Source organism: Sphingobium limneticum (assembly GCF_008710165.1).
Classification (GTDB): Bacteria; Pseudomonadota; Alphaproteobacteria; order Sphingomonadales; family Sphingomonadaceae; genus Sphingobium; species Sphingobium limneticum.
The window spans coordinates 96,773-114,885 of sequence record NZ_VYQA01000012.1 but is presented as its reverse complement, the minus strand read 5'-3'; the positions used below and the strand labels follow the sequence as shown (position 1 = coordinate 114,885).

The 18,113-nt window shown below is 60.7% G+C and carries 13 protein-coding genes; 3 read left to right on the top strand and 10 right to left on the bottom strand.

Translation table 11 applies throughout. The features are described 5' to 3' along the window. Positions 1–117 precede the first annotated feature (117 nt). Together F4U95_RS16315 and F4U95_RS16310 are read left to right on the top strand one after the other, a co-directional pair. Positions 118–684, top strand: a complete 567-nt coding sequence (locus F4U95_RS16315; RefSeq protein WP_150426414.1) for an HD domain-containing protein — start codon at positions 118–120, stop codon at positions 682–684. A gap of 140 nt (positions 685–824) precedes the next feature. After that, complete coding sequence (locus F4U95_RS16310) at positions 825–1,061, top strand: hypothetical protein (protein WP_037506394.1); 237 nt, start codon at positions 825–827, stop codon at positions 1,059–1,061. Between the two features lie 31 nt (positions 1,062–1,092). Here F4U95_RS16310 and F4U95_RS16305 read toward each other — a convergent pair whose 3' ends face one another. The 6 genes from F4U95_RS16305 to F4U95_RS16275 all read right to left on the bottom strand — a co-directional run bounded on the left by F4U95_RS16305 (position 1,093) and on the right by F4U95_RS16275 (position 10,149). Next, positions 1,093–2,046 carry a HEPN domain-containing protein gene (locus F4U95_RS16305; protein WP_246171623.1) on the bottom strand — a complete coding sequence of 318 codons (954 nt, stop codon included), beginning with the start codon at positions 2,044–2,046 and terminating at the stop codon, positions 1,093–1,095. A 925-nt stretch (positions 2,047–2,971) separates the two neighbouring features. After that, positions 2,972–4,258, bottom strand: coding sequence for an MFS transporter (locus tag F4U95_RS16295; RefSeq protein WP_161600404.1), 1,287 nt, complete (start codon positions 4,256–4,258; stop codon positions 2,972–2,974). A 37-nt stretch (positions 4,259–4,295) separates the two neighbouring features. Then, on the bottom strand, positions 4,296–5,255 hold the full coding sequence (locus F4U95_RS16290) for a glycerophosphodiester phosphodiesterase family protein (RefSeq protein ID WP_081096414.1): 960 nt from the start codon (positions 5,253–5,255) through the stop codon (positions 4,296–4,298). A 1-nt stretch (position 5,256) separates the two neighbouring features. Next, positions 5,257–6,117 (bottom strand): glycerophosphodiester phosphodiesterase family protein, encoded by an 861-nt coding sequence (locus tag F4U95_RS16285; protein WP_073977048.1) that lies wholly within the window; start codon positions 6,115–6,117, stop codon positions 5,257–5,259. A 14-nt stretch (positions 6,118–6,131) separates the two neighbouring features. Then, a complete protein-coding gene (locus F4U95_RS16280) occupies positions 6,132–8,807 on the bottom strand; it encodes a TonB-dependent receptor (protein WP_161600403.1) in 2,676 nt (891 codons plus the stop codon). A gap of 223 nt (positions 8,808–9,030) precedes the next feature. Further along, positions 9,031–10,149, bottom strand: a complete 1,119-nt coding sequence (locus F4U95_RS16275; RefSeq protein ID WP_161600402.1) for an ROK family transcriptional regulator — start codon at positions 10,147–10,149, stop codon at positions 9,031–9,033. Positions 10,150–10,431: 282 nt separating this feature from the next. On the opposite strand from F4U95_RS16275, the gene F4U95_RS16270 reads away from it, so the two are divergent. Continuing rightward, the gene (locus tag F4U95_RS16270; RefSeq protein ID WP_150426410.1) at positions 10,432–11,064 is read left to right on the top strand and encodes a tyrosine-type recombinase/integrase; all 633 of its coding nucleotides are present in this window, start codon (positions 10,432–10,434) and stop codon (positions 11,062–11,064) included. A 253-nt stretch (positions 11,065–11,317) separates the two neighbouring features. On the opposite strand, the gene F4U95_RS16265 is transcribed toward F4U95_RS16270, so the two are convergent. From F4U95_RS16265 to F4U95_RS16250, 4 genes are all read right to left on the bottom strand, one after another. Further along, positions 11,318–12,736 carry a UvrD-helicase domain-containing protein gene (locus F4U95_RS16265; protein WP_211364000.1) on the bottom strand — a complete coding sequence of 473 codons (1,419 nt, stop codon included), beginning with the start codon at positions 12,734–12,736 and terminating at the stop codon, positions 11,318–11,320. Continuing rightward, entirely contained in the window at positions 12,729–14,435 is a 1,707-nt protein-coding gene (locus tag F4U95_RS16260; RefSeq protein ID WP_150426409.1) for an ATP-dependent nuclease, read from the bottom strand. The genes F4U95_RS16265 and F4U95_RS16260 overlap by 8 nt, the downstream gene beginning before the upstream one ends. A gap of 805 nt (positions 14,436–15,240) precedes the next feature. Continuing rightward, positions 15,241–16,710 (bottom strand): alginate export family protein, encoded by a 1,470-nt coding sequence (locus F4U95_RS16255; protein WP_150426408.1) that lies wholly within the window; start codon positions 16,708–16,710, stop codon positions 15,241–15,243. 80 nt (positions 16,711–16,790) lie between these two features. Beyond that, entirely contained in the window at positions 16,791–18,098 is a 1,308-nt protein-coding gene (locus tag F4U95_RS16250) for an MFS transporter (protein ID WP_150426407.1), read from the bottom strand. Positions 18,099–18,113: the final 15 nt, after the last annotated feature.

Genomic DNA, 18,113 nt, shown 5'->3' with positions numbered 1-18,113 from the left:
CGCGCGTCTTGCATCATCAGATAGGCCCATCCCCCATCCGGCAGATCGCAGATCGACCAGCGCCCATACCTGCGAAGGGGCGCGACATCGATCGGCAGACCCGATAGACGCACCGGCATGACATCCGACCAATCCCTGCTGCTGCTGGGTCTCGCCCCCGCCATTACGAGAAGATGGCTCGCAAGGCTGAGCGAGCCGCAACGCCATTATCACACCCGCGCACACGTCGAAGCGATGTTGGCGAACCTTCCGCCAGCCGACGCGACCAGGGAGATGATCGCGGCGATCTGGCTGCATGACATCGTTTATGACCCAAAGGCTTCGGACAATGAAGAAATGTCGGCAAAGGTGGCGCAGCAGGATCTCGCGGGATCAGACATCGCCATAGCGTCGGTGGTAGAGCTGATCCTGGGAACCAAGCGGCATGAACCGGGCTCGGAAACGCAAAACCTCCTGAACGATCTCGACCTCGGCATCCTCGGTGCACCACCGCCGGGCTATGCCCGCTACGCGCATCAGATCCGCCTGGAATATGCCCATGTCCCGACCCCGCAATATCATGCGGGCCGCGCGGCCGTGCTCAGGGCGTTCGACCAGAAGCAGATTTTCCAGACCGAACGGTTCGCGCATCTTGAGGAGCGGGCGCACAAGAATCTGCGCGCGGAGATTGCCAGATTGCAGTGATCAGCACGCCTCAGTCCTTAGCCCCAGAACTATGGCGGCTGAGTGCGGTTGAACGATGGCCTCCCGCAAGAAGCAGGAACGCGCAACCAATGCAGCTCCGAGCGGTATAGGACCTAGCCTTGCCAGGGAGACCCACTGCCATGACCGAGCCCCTTCCCCTTTCTCATGCCGCCGAGCGACCGGGAAAAGATGACCTGCTCGCCGTACTCAGGGTAGAAAAAGCCCTGTATGCCGCCCTCGAGGCGGAGGCGCGCTCGCCCGGTCTGGGGAGGATCGGCGGCGATACCGATGCGGTGGACGCGATGCGCATTTCAAGGGCGCGGATTGCGATGCTTCAGCGTCTTCATGATCGGGCCGGCGACGCAGAGAGCGGTTAAGCCCTAAATCGCATCTCCTGGAGCCGCAGGGTCAGTCCGCCGGACGCGTGCCGCCGCCCAGATGCTCCTGGCAGATGGTCTGGGTCAGCGCCTGCAACTCACGAATGCGCGCCGTCAGCCAGTCCAGCTCCTCGTCGGTGATCTTGTAGAAATCGGAGTAGCGCGCCTTGATATAGGCGGCGCGCAGCAGTTCGTAGCAACGCTTGCCCTCCTTCGATTCCCGCTGCCAGATGCCGATCAGGCGTTCGTCCAGCTGCTCGCAGCGCTGGGACAGGAAGTTGAGATTGTGCGATTTGGGCCGGTACAATTTCAGAACCAGCAGAATGCAATAATAGGCACGTTCGGCGGATTGATGAAGGTTAAAAGCGGCCTTGTTTCGCCACTTCAATTTCAGTTTCTCTTCTGACTCCCTAGCAGCTCGATCGCGCTGGAATGCGGCGGTTTCAAGCAGTATCTCGATATCCGGATAATCGTCATCGAAATAGAACTGCGCTTCCTTTAGAGCTTCTTCGGTTGAGAGCGACACAGGATCGGCAAGCGGATGCCCCGGCTCCTCGAACAGCGCGATACCGTCCTTCACAATATCGGTGAAGAAATAACGTCCACGTTCGAGCTGGTGATTGATATCGTCGATGCTGTGGACAATCAGATTGAGAGGCTGTGGCCAGAAGCGTCGTAGCAGCATGTCGACCATCCGATCTTCAGCCTGCACCCAATATTCTGCTGCGTCCGTCAGGTCCTCATGGCTCACTATCACCAGGATATCATAGTCGGAAAAATACCGGCCCACCGGGTCGATCACTTGGCGGCCACGCGCATAGGATCCGAACAGGATGATTTTTAGGATGCGGCCCTCGCGGACGTGCCGACCATTGCGGCGCGCAACCTGCTTGCCGAATTCATCGCGCAAAATTTCGACCGCGCGGGCAAGGTCGCGACGCGCTCGCCCTGGCAAATGTGCGGTATCGGTCTTCAACTCAGCCATAATCATGTCATCGCCGGAAGGGTGGCCAAGTGCAAGCACGTCTGCCCAAATCAAGATATTGGGCGAGCGGGTTATCGCCAGCTTACCGATTGCCCGCGGACGCAGGGAGTAGCGCTACGAAAATTACCTGACGCTCGTCCTTGCCACAAATGCGGGCGGCATTCCGACATCAACGACCTCTGCCCATCCAATGATTTGGAATGTAGAGGCTCATTGTAAATTCGTCGACATGCACCACATCAGATCTGTCGCTCCCTTCCCCCCTTTGTAGCGGCCCTCCCTGAACTACGGCCCCGCCTTTGAGATTTCTCCGGCGGGGCCACTTTTGCTGGTGTCGAATGATTCACGGCCGGCTGAACTTGGGACATTTTGCTCGGTCCGGTTGCGAGCACATAGCCCAAGAAAGCTGACGCTCCCAACCTACAGATTGCCGTCAGTGCTTTGGCTGCAATGCGCCCACTCAAGCCGTTCGACCGCAATATTACGATGCTTGAAAGCGGACCGCCCGATTATGACTGGGCCTGGGGACAAAACCGCCGTTTCAGCGCGCATCCGTGGGTGTCAGGTTTCGGATAAACCGGCCGTTCGCGAACCGTAGGAGATCGGGCAGGGAACGAGCAAGGCTGGCCGATTCCAGAATGGCTGCTTGACGGCAGTCGACTCTGGGAAGCTGCCATACCCCAAGCAAGAAAGCCGGTCGGAAGGATGTCCGACAACATAGCAAGATCACGGATACGCTCCATGGCGCGGTCGCGATCGGGGAATTCGAGCAGATTGAAGTCGGTATGGGGCACTAGGCAATATTTGGCTTGGCCACCGATCGAGCCGCCCGTGTCGACATGGCCATAGGCGCCGCCGGCTCGCGACGGATTGCATCCTCTTGGTGCAATCCTGTTTGGCCGGAGACATTGAACGTTGTCACCGATCAGATCCGCGGCATAATGCCGAGCCGTCCGCCGCTTCGGATCGGGGTCGACAGGGCCATGACGGCCAGGCACATTGCCACGGCGGCCGCTGGAATGCCCGCCATGGCGAGGACAAGCCCCGTGCCGTCAACGCGATAGTCCACCAGAAAAAGCCACGCCGCGACCGTCAAGCTGGCGACCGCCAGCCCGAATTTCGAAATCGCCGTCAACAGCGCAAATGCGGAGGCGGGCGCGGTCGGACGCTCGGCGGAAACCCGATCCGCGAAGCTCGCCCACAAAAGCGTGGCAATGCCTCCATTGGCCGCGCCGAACAGGAATGCGAAGGCCGCCTGCGCATAATAGCCGGCGGTCTCGGCAAGCGTGAAGGCGATCGCCCCGGCGCCCAGAAGGACGAACGCCACGCAGAGCGTACGGAGGTGGCCCATCCGACGCAATGCGATCAGCCAGAATGGCTGCGCCACGGTAAGGCCGACTGAGACGGCGATGATGATCGTCCCTCCCTGGCCCTGCCAGCGATAGGCGACATAATAGGGTTCGAGCTTGCCGAACACCGATGTCGCTATCGATACCAGAAACATCAGCAGGAGCAGCGGGATCAGGCCGATGCCGGTGCCCGAAGCGGACGATGCGGCGGGAACCGCGCAGTCGGCGCCAGGACGTGGCCGCAGTCGCGTCAGATACCAGGCCGAGCCGATGGCGACCACGGACATCCCCAGCGTCACTAGCGCAAAACGGCCGCTTCCGTTCTGACTCCCGCCGCGGACCAGCCAGGCGAGCGCGGTGGCGACCGCGATGGAGGCCATACCACTACAGGACAGCCGCAATGCAGCCAGCCGCGCGCGCTCCCTGGCATTGCGCGTGGCGAGAACCAGCGTGGCGTTCTGTGGAATGTCATAGAGCGCATAGGCAATACGAAAGAGGGTCGCGAGCAGCACCGCCCAGATCAGCCGCCATGCCTCGGGCAGCAGATCCGCGGCGAAGAGAGGCGTTATCACCGCCGCGCTCGCGCAAGCCCCGATGAACTGCAACCGGCAGGCGCGGGCAAGTGTGAACGAGGCGCCGCGCAATTTCCAGCCGATGGCGAGGTCGATCAGCGCGCTCAGCACCAGTCCACCGGCCAGCAGGCCCCCCATCCATGCGGCGGGCAGCCCTGCGCGCTCGGTCAGGAAGAAGGCGAAGACCAGCTCGCTTGAATACCAGAAAAGGCTCTTTCCGAAATGCGCCACGCCATAGGGCCACAGCGCCGCCTGGCTTTCGGTAAGCGCTTCCCGATGCAAAACTTTCAAATTCCGGCGCACGCGGGCTCGCTAGCGCCGATATGCGTCAGCGATGTGACGCCTCGCCTGAATGCTGGCGCGCGATAAATTCCTTGAGCATTTCCGGTGCGTCGGTCTGGATCATCGAGAAACCATCGCTGAGCAGGCGGCCCCAGATGCGGTCCGGATCGCTCATGGCTTGGGCATCGCCATCGCCCAACGTGTTCGTCCAGAGCCTTACGCCCGCCTTGCGTGCCTCGTTTCGCAGCGCCGCAAGGGAAACGCCGTCGAGCCGGGGCGTGCCGAAGGCAACGGGACGGCGGCCGCCCGCAAGCTGTTGCCGGGCGAGCGCCACCATCTCGGACGGAGTTCCGCTGACTTTCGACAATATGGGCATGAACGGCACGCGATCATAAGGGGAGATGGCCGCCAGCGGCGGGGAGCCTGACCCGGCCCTCGTTTTCAGGATGGCATCGTTCGCCGCGCCCAGGCGCAAAGCTTCGTCGATCGCTTCGCCATAGATCGCTTCCTGTATATCCAGGTTGAACAGGATGCGGCCCTGTCCATGGGACAACATGTCGGCAAGGGTCGGCACCTGCTGGGCGGTCACCGCCGCAGCCGCGCCGCCCATGCCGTCGCGCAGGTGCAATCGCCTGATCTCGGCAAGCGTCATGTCAGCGACCTTGCCGGTGCCGTCCGTGGTCCGGTCGACCGTCGCATCGTGCATGATGACGAGATAGCCGTCGCGGGTGCGACGGACATCGGTTTCCATGACGTCGATTCCCATGGCGATGCAATGGTCGAGCGCAAGCAGAGAATTTTCCGGCGCGCCCGGCAATCCATGCTTCACGCCTGAGCGATGGCAGCCGCGATGGGCAACTACCATGGCGCCGCTTTCAGCGTTCGCCAGCCGTTGCCGGGGACTTTGCGCAAGCGCGCGGTCTGCCGCGCCCGTCCCGATGCAGAGCGATGTGACAAGGGCAATGGCCCATAGCCGGCGGGAAGTGGTGGCGATCGGTCCAGTCATATTAACGGATCATCCTGTGACGGCCAAGTTCGGTCATGCGCTCGATAAGGTCTTTTGGCCGGTCGGTCTGGATGATGCTGACTCCGCTGTTGATGAAAGCATCATAGCTTGCACCGCGATCCGCCGCCGCCGCGCGATCGGGACCGCCAATGACGTTGACCATGCCTCTCACCCCACGCCGATCCAGCCCTTCAATCAACTCGCGCGAAAGATAGGCCGGTGTCAGGTGAACGAAATGCGGGCTGGCCTGCTTCAGATAATAATCCAGTTCTTCGCGAGACTGGGCCAGCCGCACTGTTTCGCCGCCACGCCATTGCGCCTGCATATTATCAAGCCACGGCGCATCGTCGGCATAGAAAAGGGCATGGCGGATGCCCGCCTGCCGCAGAATCGCCGCCACCTCAGGAGCGCGATCGACCTTGAGGTGAAGATCGACCACGATCTTGTCCCGCGCGATCCGCAGCACGGATTTCAGCGTCGGCACCCGATAGGCCGTCGGCTTGCCATCGGGACCGAGCAGGCGCAACCGTTCGATTTCCGCGAACGTCATGCTTTCCACTTCGCCGTGGCCGTTCGTCGTCCGGTCAATCTTCGGATCATGCATCAGAATGGCGACATTGTCCCGGGTAAAGCGGACATCAATCTCGACAATGTCGACGCCAAGTTCAATCGCGCGGCGAATGGCGGCGGCCGAGTTTTCCGGCACCTCTACATGGGCGCCGCGGTGCGCGACAACGAAGGATCGGGCGCCGGGCGGAGCCATCAGTGCTGTCCAGATGTCATCCGAGCGATGGGCCAGCGCGGGCTGGCCGATCGACAGGGCGGCGGCAATGACGGATACCGCGAAAAGGGATTTGCGCATATCTTGTGCTTTCGTCAGAATTTGTAGGATGCGCCGGCGAAGAATGACCGGCCATTGTCGATCACATCGCGGGTCACGGCACCGCCGGGGCCGAAATAGCGTGTGGGACGATCGTTTCCGACATTCTTCGCGGTGACCATGAATGTGAGATTCTTCCTCACGCGATAGGAAGCCTGGAGGTCCACGATGTTCGCAGCGCCTAGATAACGGTCGTTGGCGGCAAAGTCCGTGCCGACCACCGCAAGCTGACGGCCGGTGTAGTTATAGGCCGCCTTCGCGCTGAACCGGCCAATGCTGTAGAACAGGCTGGCGTTGAACACGGTATCGGCCTGCTCCAGCAGGGAATTAAGCTGGCGATAGGTGCCGTTGTTCATGAGAATGCTGGTGGGATTGGTCTTGAGCAGCGTGACGTTGGTCGAGAAACCCAGCCCCCTGAGCGGCGAAGACAGCGAGCCGAGGCTCGACACCACGAGGCCCAGTTCCAGTCCTTCCACACGCGCCTTGTCGAGGTTACGCGCCTGGCTCACGGTAACAAGGGTGGGAACGCCGCCGATGTCGAGCGTATCTTCCGACACAGACCGGAAGATTTCATTGGCGATATCCTTTCGAAACAGCGCGGCCGAGAAGATGCTGTCGCTGGCGAAATACCATTCGAACGAAAGATCATAATTGTCGGCCAGACGGGCCTTGAGATCGGCATTGCCCCTGGCGACCGAAAAGCCCATCGGCGTGCGGGTGATCGTAGCGGGCGTAGCGAGGTCATCATAATCGGGACGCCCGATGGCGCGTGCATAGGCCGCCCTGAGCTTCACATTGCCGGTAACGTCATAGCTGGCGTTGAACGACGGCAGCAGATTGCCATAGCTGCTGCTGCGCTGGGCCAGAGCATATTGCGCGGGTGTGGTGTAAGCCGATCGCGTATAGGATGAACTTTTGAAATCGGTCAGTTCATAGCGCAAGCCGGCGGTCATGCGCAGCCGGTCGCCCCGCCATGTCGTCATGAAATAGCCGGAATAGACGTTCTCCTTCACGCCGTAATTACCGCTGATATTGTTGTCCGCCGTGGCAGCGAGCAGGGCGTAATTCCCCTTGTTGGCCTGAAAATAGGCTTCCGCAGCGTTCTGATCGACCAGCATCATCGTATAGGCCGGATCGATGAAGGGCGAGAAGCTGTTGCCGCGGATCTGCGTGCTCAATAGCGGCGCAAGCGCCGTGGAGACCGGCTGATAATAGCTTTCGGTGTGATCGTAATTCCGGTCAAGCAGCCGGAATTGGGTGCCCGCCTTGAAGCCCAGCCCCTGGTCCTGCGCGGACATATTATGTCCGTAGTCCAGGCCCACGGTCGTCGCCTTTTCAATGTTGCGATTCAGGCCATAGCCGTAAAGCGTCTGCCGATAGCGGGACGGGTCGGTCGCGGCAGCATTGCGCGGCGCCAATATCGGAAAATCCGATTGGTTGTAGCTATAGTCATAGCCGAACAGGCTCGAGGCGCTGCCGCCTGTGTAGATGCTTTCCACATTGGCGCTGCTGAACCTTCCCACGCCATAACTGGCGCGAAAATTGATCTCGTCGCGCTCGGTCGGCTGGAGATCGAGCGTGCCGGTGACATAGCGGATCTGGCGTCGCTGGAAATATCTGTCATATTGCACCGTGCCGGTGCCGGACTGGGCCGTGCCGCTCGTTGCTGTCACATTCGTAAGATTGCCCGATGCCGCCAGGACATTGTCGTTGCGGTCCTCGTCATTCTTGTGCGTGAACTGAGCTGCCGAGATGGTGGCGGCAATGCCGTTGTGGTTGTTGAATTCCAGCTTCCCGAACAAGCCGAGGCGGTCGCGCAGATTGTCGTAGACATAATAGTCGCGCCGCAACGGTCCGGCATTGGCGCTGGCGATGCTGGGCGAATTGAGCGCGAGGCGCGCGCCAGCGGCATCATAATAGCCGTAGGAGGCAGCGGTCGGATCCGTCGACGAAGAGTCTCGGCGGAAATAACTGCCCCCGACGACCAGGCCGAACTGGTCTTCATTGCCGAAGCGGGTGGTTAGCAATGCATCGATTTTGCCGGACGGCGTGCGGTTGCTGTAACGGCGACCATTTTGATAATCGCCATAATCCACCCGGATCGAACCGAACAGGCGATCATGATCGAAGGCGCTGGGCGTGCGATAGTTGATCTGGCCACCGATGGCATTGCCGTCCATGTCGGGTGTCAACGATTTGGTAACCGTGATCTGGCTGGCAATGGTGGAGGGCAGCACGTCAAGCGACACGCTGCGGCGTCCCACCTCGGTCGAAGGCAGGGCAATACCATCACGGACGACGAGCGTATAGGCCGAGTTAAGCCCTCGAATGCCGACGAACTGATCTTCGCCCCGCTGATTGTTCTGAACCAGAGAGATGCCGGGGATGCGCCGCATGGCTTCGCCGAAACCGAAATCGGGCAGCGAGCCGACCTCGGACGCGGACACGACGTCCGCGATCCGCGGATTGGCGCGTTTGGCCTGAATGGCGGCACGATTCACATAGCGTTCGCCCGTGACGACGATATCGCCGTCATTCCCCTTCGCCTCCACATTATCCGGCAATCCGGTCTCACCCGGCTGAGGTGTGACCTGAGCCTGTGCAGCCGAAGCCGTAGCGATGGCGATCAGGCCCGCAGCCCAATAGTTTCGCCTGTTTGATCCCTGTTTCATCTGGAGAAGCCCCTGCATCTTTGTCCTGTTGGCAGCGGCATATCCACACCCAAAGTGTAGAATATATGACATTTCCACACATTTGGTGTGATAAAGAAAAACTCTATTTTAATATAATGAAATCAAACAATATTTTATATAGAGATGAAGGCCTACCATTGTTTGGCGCGGGCGCTCCTTAGCATTGCGAGCCGAATCAAGCCGCAGTATTGAAGCAGTGATGTCAAAAAAATACAGCTTGGAACGGGAGCATCGCTGCCCCGACAGCGACTGGATCGCACGGGGATGCGGCGAACCGAAGCGGTGGAGATGGACGGCGAAAGCCTCGCCGTTCTGCGGGATAGAAGTGCAACCGCTCGATCAACGCGCTGGCCAACACTTCTGGTAGTCGTCCGCCAAGGATAATCATGCCCGGGTCCACCGCAGACCCGATGCCGTTGACGATCAGGGTGAGCGAGCGTTCCGCTTCCTGGAGCCAGGTCGAGACCCCAGCCCATGATGGATCGAAAGCGTCCAGAAACGCCTGCAAGGTCGGATAGGATATTCCCGCCTCGGCCTTGACGATCTGCATCAATTTGCCCAGCGATGGGGAGACATAATCGGGCGGCAGCATGCCACCGAATTCACCGGCGTTGCCGCTGACGCCGCGAACCGCTCCCCCATTGCGGATCAGACCTCCGCCGAAGCCGGCAGCAAAGTGCAAATAGGCAAAGTCATCGACTTCACGACCATAGCCGAGCAAGGATTCTCCCACTGCGGCGGCCGTACCATCATTTTCCACCCACACAGGGATACCGAGCGCATCCTTGAACACGCGGCCTATTTCGACGAATGCCCAATCATCCAGGGCGGGCGGATTGACCTGACTGCCGTCAACGACGAAATAGCCCGTAATCCCGATTCCCAACCCGGCCAGCGCAGTCAGCGCATGCCCTTGTTCAGCCAAACTGGCAATGAAGCTGCTGGCCATTTCCAGCACATCGCAAGGACTTGGAGATTCAACGCCGATCGCGCTCTCGCAGATCACCTCACCGCACAGGTTTATGGCGACCAGCTTCACACCATCCGCCATGATCGACAAGCCAAGCGAGAATGCGGCATCCGGATTGAGGTTGATGATCGGGCTGGGCTGGCCCCGACCGTTGCGGACAATCTCGCCGATCCTGATGAGGTCGCGTTTTGCAAGGCGGTCGATGATACGCGACACTGATTGTTGCGTGAAGGATGATGCTTTCGTCAATTCAGCGCGTGTTGCACCTATATGACGTTGAATGAGGCTCATTACCAATCGGTCACCGGATGTTTCCAGACCCTGCATCATATCTCCGGTTTCGTCCCGCATTCCGTCCCGTGCCCTTTGCATATTACGTTAATCGATGCCAAATGATTGTCGGACGCTGCAAAGGCCGATCGTCCGGCCCTCGTACCAACACCATCATTCAGAAGAGCTAATTGCCAGAGCTGCTGGTCGGGGCCAACTGGAATGACCTGTTCCGGCGTAAGCTGACCTTCCTGCATCGGCATCCGAACGGCAAGAGTTGGTCGGCTGGTGCCTCGAGGTAATCATGCTTATCAGGCGCCAGAGCGTTCTTCGGACGGCCACTCTGGCCATCGGAGAATGATCATGGAGATGCCTGAAACCGAACCCACCGCCACAAAGCGCCAAGTCTGGAATGCCGGACGAACCGTCGGTGCGAAGCGCGCGCTGAAACCGAAGCAAATTTGGGAGATCCGATTCTACCTCAATCAGCACCGCCGCTTGCGAGATCGGGCGCTATTTGACTTGGCGATCGACAGCAAGCTTCGGGGCTGCGACCTCGTGCAGATGAAGATCGGCGACATCGTCAGCGGCGGGCAGATCCGAACGCGTGCGATCGTGATGCAGCAGAAAACAGGTCGGCCTGTTCAGTTCGAACTGCTCTCAGACACCCGGGGCAGCCTGCTGGCTTGGCTTGAGCGGCGGGGCGGCACGGTCGACGACTATGTCTTTCCCAGCCGGGTTGATCATAATGGGCATCTCAGCACCCGCCAGTACGCCCGGCTCGTCGATGAATGGGTGACAGGGGTTGGTCTGATGCGAAGCGACTATGGCACGCACTCCCTTCGCCGAACGAAGGCATCGATCATCTACAGGGCGACCGGTAACCTTCGTGCCGTCCAGATCCTTCTCGGTCATAGCAAGATCGAGAACACAGTGCGCTATCTCGGGATCGACGTGGAAGACGCGCTTGCCCTTGCGGAGAATACCGAAATCTGACCGGTTGGCTCCTCGCCTCCCGCGAGGGGCCACTTCACCGCGCTTTGGGACTCACCTGTCGTTCGTTCGCGGAGTTCTTAACGGCAGGTCCTTCGCCAATACCCGACACTAGCGGTTGCCCGACCGGCCAAGCACAGCGACTGCAGCGCGGTCGATTACGGACCGCCGGCTTTTGGTTACCAATCTCGGGATAGCTGACGCTCGTTAAGCGAGGCTGCGCGGCGGGAAAGACACGCCATGATCGCTCCCCCACTTACACCGGTGTGAGTCGGGATGTTCGCGAGCAGATGACCAGCTTCTTCGCGCCGCGGGTCATGGCAACGTAAAGATGGCGCCGATCCATGTCGCCGGGATCGAGAATGACCGCAGTGTCCGCTTCGAGACCCTTGAGAAGCAGTGTGCTGCCAACCGTTCGTTTTGCGAGCGGACGCCCGATGAGGCGCGAGCGCTCCCGCTCCTGCACCGCCGCATCGGCCGGCGAGAGGTCGGGACAGTCCGCACAGCTCCTCAGCATCCTCATTGCACCGCGGAATATAGCCGGCCGGTGCGGGCGGACGCCTTGTTCCTGGCCGATTTCGACAAGGACGTCAGCAATCGCACCATAGGTCGGAGCTTCCACAAGCCTGACCGCGGCGGCTTCTGCGGGTGACGCCGGTCGGCGCTCTCGCCCCGCCTTCAATGTCGCGACGCGACCCACAAGGTTGTTCGCGCCGGTGTTGGTCATAACGATAGCCGCAAAGCTGGCGACGTGTTGCAGGGTCTCGGGTGATGCTAGGTCGAGGCCTTCGCCAAAGGTGACTAAATCGCGCATGTCGACATTCTCAACCGTTACGGCGCCATGGATCTGACTCGCAAATTGGCGTTGACCCGTCGGGTTTCTGGAATCCGCGATGATCAGAACCTTTTCGTTGTGCGCCGCCGCGACCGCGCCCGCCCGCAGACGTCGCTGATGGTCCTCGGTGCCGTCGAGGTGAACCCAGCTGACGTTTCTGACGGGAGCGGACGAAAGTTCTATCGCCTGACCGGCGATCAAGGCCCGCCGCACATCGAGGAGATATTCACCGAAGGCCGTTTCGCCTGCGTTCACCCATCGCCAGGGATGCGCGAGTTCTGCTGCGAGGGGAAACTGCACGCAGACGTGTTGATCCCAATCGGCCAAGGCGTTGCCTTGAAAGCCGAAGATCGCCTGCATAGGGTCACCCAGCACGCAGGTGCGCAAACTCTGGGCGGCGAACCACACAATGGCATGCTGGATTTCTGAACAGTCTTGATACTCATCGACGATCATCCGATCGTAGGTTGCGGCCAAGACGTCAGCGATGTGACCATCCCGAAGCAGCACGGCGGCGGCGCGACGGATCTGTGGATAGTGAGACCTCGGGTTTGATACGGTGAGGATTGCCGGATCACAGGCACCTCGTTTTGGAAACATCGTCAGCAGCCGCATGCACCAGCCGTCGATCGTCGTCAGCCGGTAGTGCGATGGTTCCACGCCCGCCTTGTCGAGCCGCGAGCGAAGGGCGGCAACCCCTGCGTTTGTGTGGGTAAGAACCAGGATCGGCTTTGGTGCGACATGGCGTGTCAGCGCCACGGATATGAGGTGGGTCTTGCCACAGCCGGCTGGGGCCGTGACGGTTCCACGATCGATCGCAAGGAGATCGACGTCAGGCACTCGCGCACCAACCGAAAAGGGCCTCGACGACATTGCGGAGATCGGCGTGGGCATTTTGCAGATCGGGTCCGACGATGTCTCGGGCAACGTCCTCCATCGCACTGACAGTCTTAAACCAAGGGTTCTTGTTGGACTTGGCGGCTTTCGCGAGTGTCTCGCGTATCTGGGGCGTCATGGTCCCACGACAGTCCGCGAGGGTAAGCGTGCCGCCGGAAGCGCCCTTGATATGAGCCTCGATCAGATCAGTTTCGTGGAGCTCTTCGGCCCGCGCAAGAAGTCGATGCACGGCTGCATCACTGACCAGATAGAACAACGCGTGCTCAAGCGCATAGTTGGCATTCCATTTGAACAGCGTACCGCTGTTGAAGGTGAAAAGCGCTTCCTGGGCGTTGTCGGGCAGGACGTCGTCATCCCGCAGTACGGCACACCGATAACCGAGACCGCGGATTACGTTCGCGCGCCCATAGATCTTGTTCACGCCACCCGCGTCGACCAGTACGGCCCCCAACGCGTTCAGCGATACGCGGCCACTCGCAACGAAGTGTAGATCGAGCCCACGCATCAGCCCGACTTCGCTCGCTCCTTCGCAAACGACGACCGAACGCGACAGAAACGCCTCCGGCTGAGACCGGATAGTTCCTTGGATCGGATCGGTCGTGCCGACGAGATCAAGCTTGTGGACGCCGGCAAGCTTCCGCACGACCCACAGCTGATCACCGCGGAGTTCGCGCAGCGCGACAGGCGAATGGGTTGTGAGAAATGCCTGGATGGGTGGGGGCATTTCCTTCGCACCGATCGATCCTAGCAGGCGGATGATGCGGTGCGGCTCTAGCCCATGCTCGAGTTCGTCGATGAGAAGAACGCTCGATTCCTTGGCGGCCTTCCGCTGAAGGCCCGCTACTAGCAAACGGGTCGATCCAACGCCGAGAGCGCGGAGCGGTACGCCGTCATCACCATGCAGTGCGATCGTGCCGCCGCTGAACGAGACCGAGTGCGCATCGAGCATGGCTTTGAGCTTGTCACCGGCCGGGATTCCAAGCTCACGCGCTGTTTCCGCCACGATCTTGAGCGTTTCGCCAAGCTGAGCATCGGCCAGATCGCCGAACGCCCTTCTTGCATCACGAGCTGCGCTAGCCAAGGCGGCTGACGTGTCAGCCTTCTCGTCGGTCAGACGGTTGAGAACAGAGCCGCGGCGCCACGCGAGGTTACTATCGGCCAACACACCTATGCGGGTTGGCGACAAACGTACGCGATCGCCCCACGTTAGATTTCGCGCGAGGCCCTGCGCCTTCGCTCTGTCTGACACGAGCGACCAGACCGGGTCGAGATCGCTGCCAATTTGCAAGCGAACCGAGAGCACCGTCTCTTTTCCGGCCTCGGGCTCGTCATCAATCGTTTTCGTCGTTGGATCAAAGCTGCGAACGTAGGCACCATAGGTGTCCATACTCTTCAGCGCATCGGAGAGGTCACCGATGGTGATCGTGATTACTACGGGCGCCGTGACATCGAGGCCATGAAAGTCGGCGTCGGTGAATTGAACGGTCCGACGAGCGCCGAGGCAGAGGTCTATGGCATCGAGAATCGATGATTTACCAGCGTCGCCTGGCCCGATCAGGCAATTAACACCCGCGCACGGGTGCCAATCCAACTTCTCAATACAGCGAAAATTCTCGATCGCGATATGGCGGATCTGCGCCATTGCCCCTCCCCATCGTGCAACATTAGCACACTCAATTTGCCCTAGCATCTGATGCCACAGGTGGGCACTCAAGGTCGAAGCGAATTCGGTCCAAAGACCGCATTCGGCGAAAGTGGGAGACCAAGCGTGCGCGAGGAGGGTATCCCGAATGACATGCGCCCGCTGTGTCTATAGCCTTTCTTATCGGTCTCGCCGTTCGAGTTCGCGCTGAGGGAAGCTCGAATGCTGCGGACGACGAAGGTCGGGGATGCCGCGATGCCTAGTCTATCGGCAGCTTTTGTCAGGACCAGACGTTCGCGGTGGCTGATCTGAACGGCCAGGCCTGGTCGCAAACTGCCGCGCTGTGAACGTCAGCTATCCCTCCATTCCACATTCGAAGCGGTCATTCGCCTACCGGCCAGTCTCTAAGGTCCCGATCGGCAAAGCGGACGGGCCGCACTTGGGAACCGAAAATTGGCTGCCAAATGGCCGCAAAGGGTCGGCTTTGCCAAGCGCCGGTCGTCGAAGTCCCTGCGCCGGTCCGATTTGCGTTTCCGTTCCCGGGATTAGAATATCGCTGTCGAACTGCAACGATGGGCGCAACGCTACCGTCGTGCATCACGGTTCGATTGTCGCTATCATTTCTTCAAACCGGGCCAAGTACAATTTTGCATTGGCTGAAATAATTAGCCGCTCTTGCTCGCCCGATAAAAAATGCGCGACGCACCCTGTATCGATTTCATGGATCGATCTTAAGGCAGCATCTAAAGCGCTGATTGAAATGTGCCAACGCTGCCCCCCTGATCTGCTCCAAGGAGGAAATGCATTAGAAGCGGATCTGCTGCCAGATACCGACATAATCGCTGCTCTTACCCCCGCCGGCCTTGAACGCCTCGCTCGCGATCCAGCGGGTAAAGAAGAAGCGGTAGCTAAGATTTTTCGTGACGATCCAGTCGGCCTGGAAATTATAGCCGGTCCCCACATAGGACGACCCGACCGGCCGCACGCCGGGATAGTTGGTTGGCCCGGCATAGGTCGCGTCCTCCTTCGTTTCGCGCCAGAAAAATTCCGGTCCCGCGACCAGCGTCAGCGCCTTGGCCGGCTTGACGGTCAGGTTCGGATAGAGATCGATGATGTTGGAGAAATTGAGATAGCCCGCGTCGCCGAACAGGGGCAGGCGCGGCGCAGGCGGCGCGAAGGTGCCCAGGGTGCCGTTATTGGGCTTGCCGTCGCCGCTGAACGCATCGAAGCGGAGACCGACGCGCGGGCGCAGCGGCGTCGTGGGCGGCAGACTGTAGCCCAGATCACTGTTGAAGCCCCAGGCGCGGATGCGATCGCCGGCGAAATGGCCCGTCTGGAACGTCCCTTCCGCATCATAGTCCCAGGCGCCGCTCTTGCCGCCGATGCGCATGCCCCAGCTTTCACGATGTTCCTCGCCTGTCAGCAGGGCGAATTTCGCGACCTTGTTGAAGACGTCATAATGATAGACGTCGATTTGGGTGTCGGGCAGCGGCAGTCCCTTGGCGGCGGAGACTGTCACGCCGTTGAAATGGCGATCAGGATTGGCCTTGTCGTCGAAGGAGCCGGCTAGCAACTGCATCGGCCGCACCGCGAAAGCGTCGATCCGCAGGCGGTTCTTGAGGATGAAGGTGCCCCGCACACCCTGATAGGTGAAGCGCACATTGGTCCCATCGCGCAACCCCACCAGCTTGCCATTGCCCAGCGGCATTTCAAACCGGCCCGGCCGGAGCGTGAAAAGCGCCTGATCGCCGAGCGGCACGGTGATGTCCGCGAATATCTGCTGAAATTCCAGCTTGTCGCGATTGGGCGGCGTAGCCGTTGTCGCGTCATATTCCTTGTTGTGGCCAAGTTCACTGAAGATGCGCAGAAAGGGCGTCACGCGCAATTCCGTGACGAGCCGCAGCCGCTGGCCTAGATTGTGGTTGGCGTCATTTGCGCTGGCGCCCAGATTCTGGTGCGTCCAGCTCTGATAATAATAGCGCATCTCTCCGCCGATCGAGAGGCGAATATCCGGATCGGAGATCGGCAGGTTGCGCAGGCGTTCCAGCGGATTGTCACGGCGATAGGCAGGGTCGGCCGCAATGCCCCAATCCTCGGTCCATCGCAGGCTCTGCGGCACACCCGATGTCGCCGGAATGCCACCGGGCACCGGTTCGGGCACCGGCGGTGCGGCGGGTACCGGTGCAGGGCCGACCTGGGCGAACGCACTGCAGGGCATTGTCACGCAGAGCAGCGATACCGCCGCCATCAGCGCACGGCGATCTTGATAAGACATGGCAATAGTCTCCCGATCCCGGCTGGCCGCAGCCGGGTCTTGATGGTTCCGACTTGGATCAACCGCTCGTGCGGCGCGGTTCAGGCGATGGCGCTTTCGCGATAGTTAAGGGTCAGCAGGATGATCCCGGCGATCAGCGTGCCGCAGGCGAGCATCAGGGCAACCGGCCCCAGCGACCAGCCGGCCGTGAACAGCAGGCCGGCGAGCACCGGCCCAAGTGCAGCGCCAGCCCGCCCTATCCCGATCACCAGCCCGGTTCCGCCCGCGCGCAGCCGCGCCGGGAAGGATTGGGCGATCACCGCATAGAGCCCCGCCGTCGCGCCATTGGTGAAGACGCCGCCGATACACGCCATGATCGACAATTCGGACAGGGTGCGCGGCCATGCGCCAAAGACGCAAATCGCTACCGCGCCACCGAACATGGCAATCGCCACCAGCCGACGCACGCTGAACCGCTGGCTGAGCAGGCTGATGCCGAGCGATCCCAGCATTCCGCCAACATTGGCCCACACCAACACGCCGCCCGCCGCCCCAGCGGCGAAGCCCATGTCGACGATAATCTTGGGAATCCACTTCACGAAGAAGTAGAAGCTCAGCATGTGGCCGAAATAGACCAGGGTCAGCAGGATGGTGAGCGCGCGGACGTCCGGGTTGAAGAGTTGGGCGATGCCCGGTCCCGCCACTTGCGGATCGGGGGGGGGCAATTCCGCCAAGGGTGCGCGCCCCTGCCGCACCATGGTGCGGTTGATCCGTTCCAGCGCATTCGCCGGCCGCCTGTGAAACAGGAAGGCGATGGTTTCCGGCACCAGCCGCAACACCAGCGGAATGAAGCAGAGCGTCACGAGCGCGCCGAACTCGAAGACCGACTGCCACCGCCCGGTCCATGCCAGCAATAGCGAGGCGATGCTGCCGCCCACGATCGCGCCGACCGGATAGCCCCCGGCCATGATCGCCACTGCCAGGTTGCGACGGCGGGCATTGGAACATTCCGCGACGATCGCGCCCGTGGCTGCCAGCATGCCGCCAATGCCTAGCCCGGTGAACAGGCGGAACAGCGAGAGCATCATGACATTACCGGCGATCGAAGCCAGCCCCATGCCGCTGCCCATGATGACGAGACAGGTCAGGATCGTGGGACGACGTCCAATCCGGTCGGCCAGATTGCCGAGCAGAAAGGCGCCGATACCCATGCCGATCAGTTCCATCGACAGCACGACACCCAGCGCCGCCCGGGTAATGCCCCAGTCATGCGCGATGCCGGGCGAGGCAAAACTGATCGAAAGGACATCGAAACCGTCGAGCGCATTGAGCGCCGTCGCGGTCGCGACCGTGAGCACCTGACGATAGTGCATCGGCTCGCGCGCGATGATCGCGCGGGGGTCTTCCATATATTTTCTCCTCTC

Bases quoted from the DNA above. Each gene is read 5' to 3' on its own strand.
- F4U95_RS16285 (WP_073977048.1), bottom strand. From the start codon at position 6,117: ATGCGCAAATCCCTTTTCGCGGTATCCGTCATTGCCGCCGCCCTGTCG.
- F4U95_RS16305 (WP_246171623.1), bottom strand. From the start codon at position 2,046: ATGGCTGAGTTGAAGACCGATACCGCACATTTGCCAGGGCGAGCGCGT.
- F4U95_RS16260 (WP_150426409.1), bottom strand. From the start codon at position 14,435: ATGGCGCAGATCCGCCATATCGCGATCGAGAATTTTCGCTGTATTGAG.
- F4U95_RS16280 (WP_161600403.1), bottom strand. From the start codon at position 8,807: ATGAAACAGGGATCAAACAGGCGAAACTATTGGGCTGCGGGCCTGATC.
- F4U95_RS16255 (WP_150426408.1), bottom strand. From the start codon at position 16,710: ATGTCTTATCAAGATCGCCGTGCGCTGATGGCGGCGGTATCGCTGCTC.
- F4U95_RS16290 (WP_081096414.1), bottom strand. From the start codon at position 5,255: ATGACTGGACCGATCGCCACCACTTCCCGCCGGCTATGGGCCATTGCC.
- F4U95_RS16310 (WP_037506394.1), top strand. From the start codon at position 825: ATGACCGAGCCCCTTCCCCTTTCTCATGCCGCCGAGCGACCGGGAAAA.
- F4U95_RS16250 (WP_150426407.1), bottom strand. From the start codon at position 18,098: ATGGAAGACCCCCGCGCGATCATCGCGCGCGAGCCGATGCACTATCGT.
- F4U95_RS16270 (WP_150426410.1), top strand. From the start codon at position 10,432: ATGGAGATGCCTGAAACCGAACCCACCGCCACAAAGCGCCAAGTCTGG.
- F4U95_RS16315 (WP_150426414.1), top strand. From the start codon at position 118: ATGACATCCGACCAATCCCTGCTGCTGCTGGGTCTCGCCCCCGCCATT.
- F4U95_RS16275 (WP_161600402.1), bottom strand. From the start codon at position 10,149: ATGCGGGACGAAACCGGAGATATGATGCAGGGTCTGGAAACATCCGGT.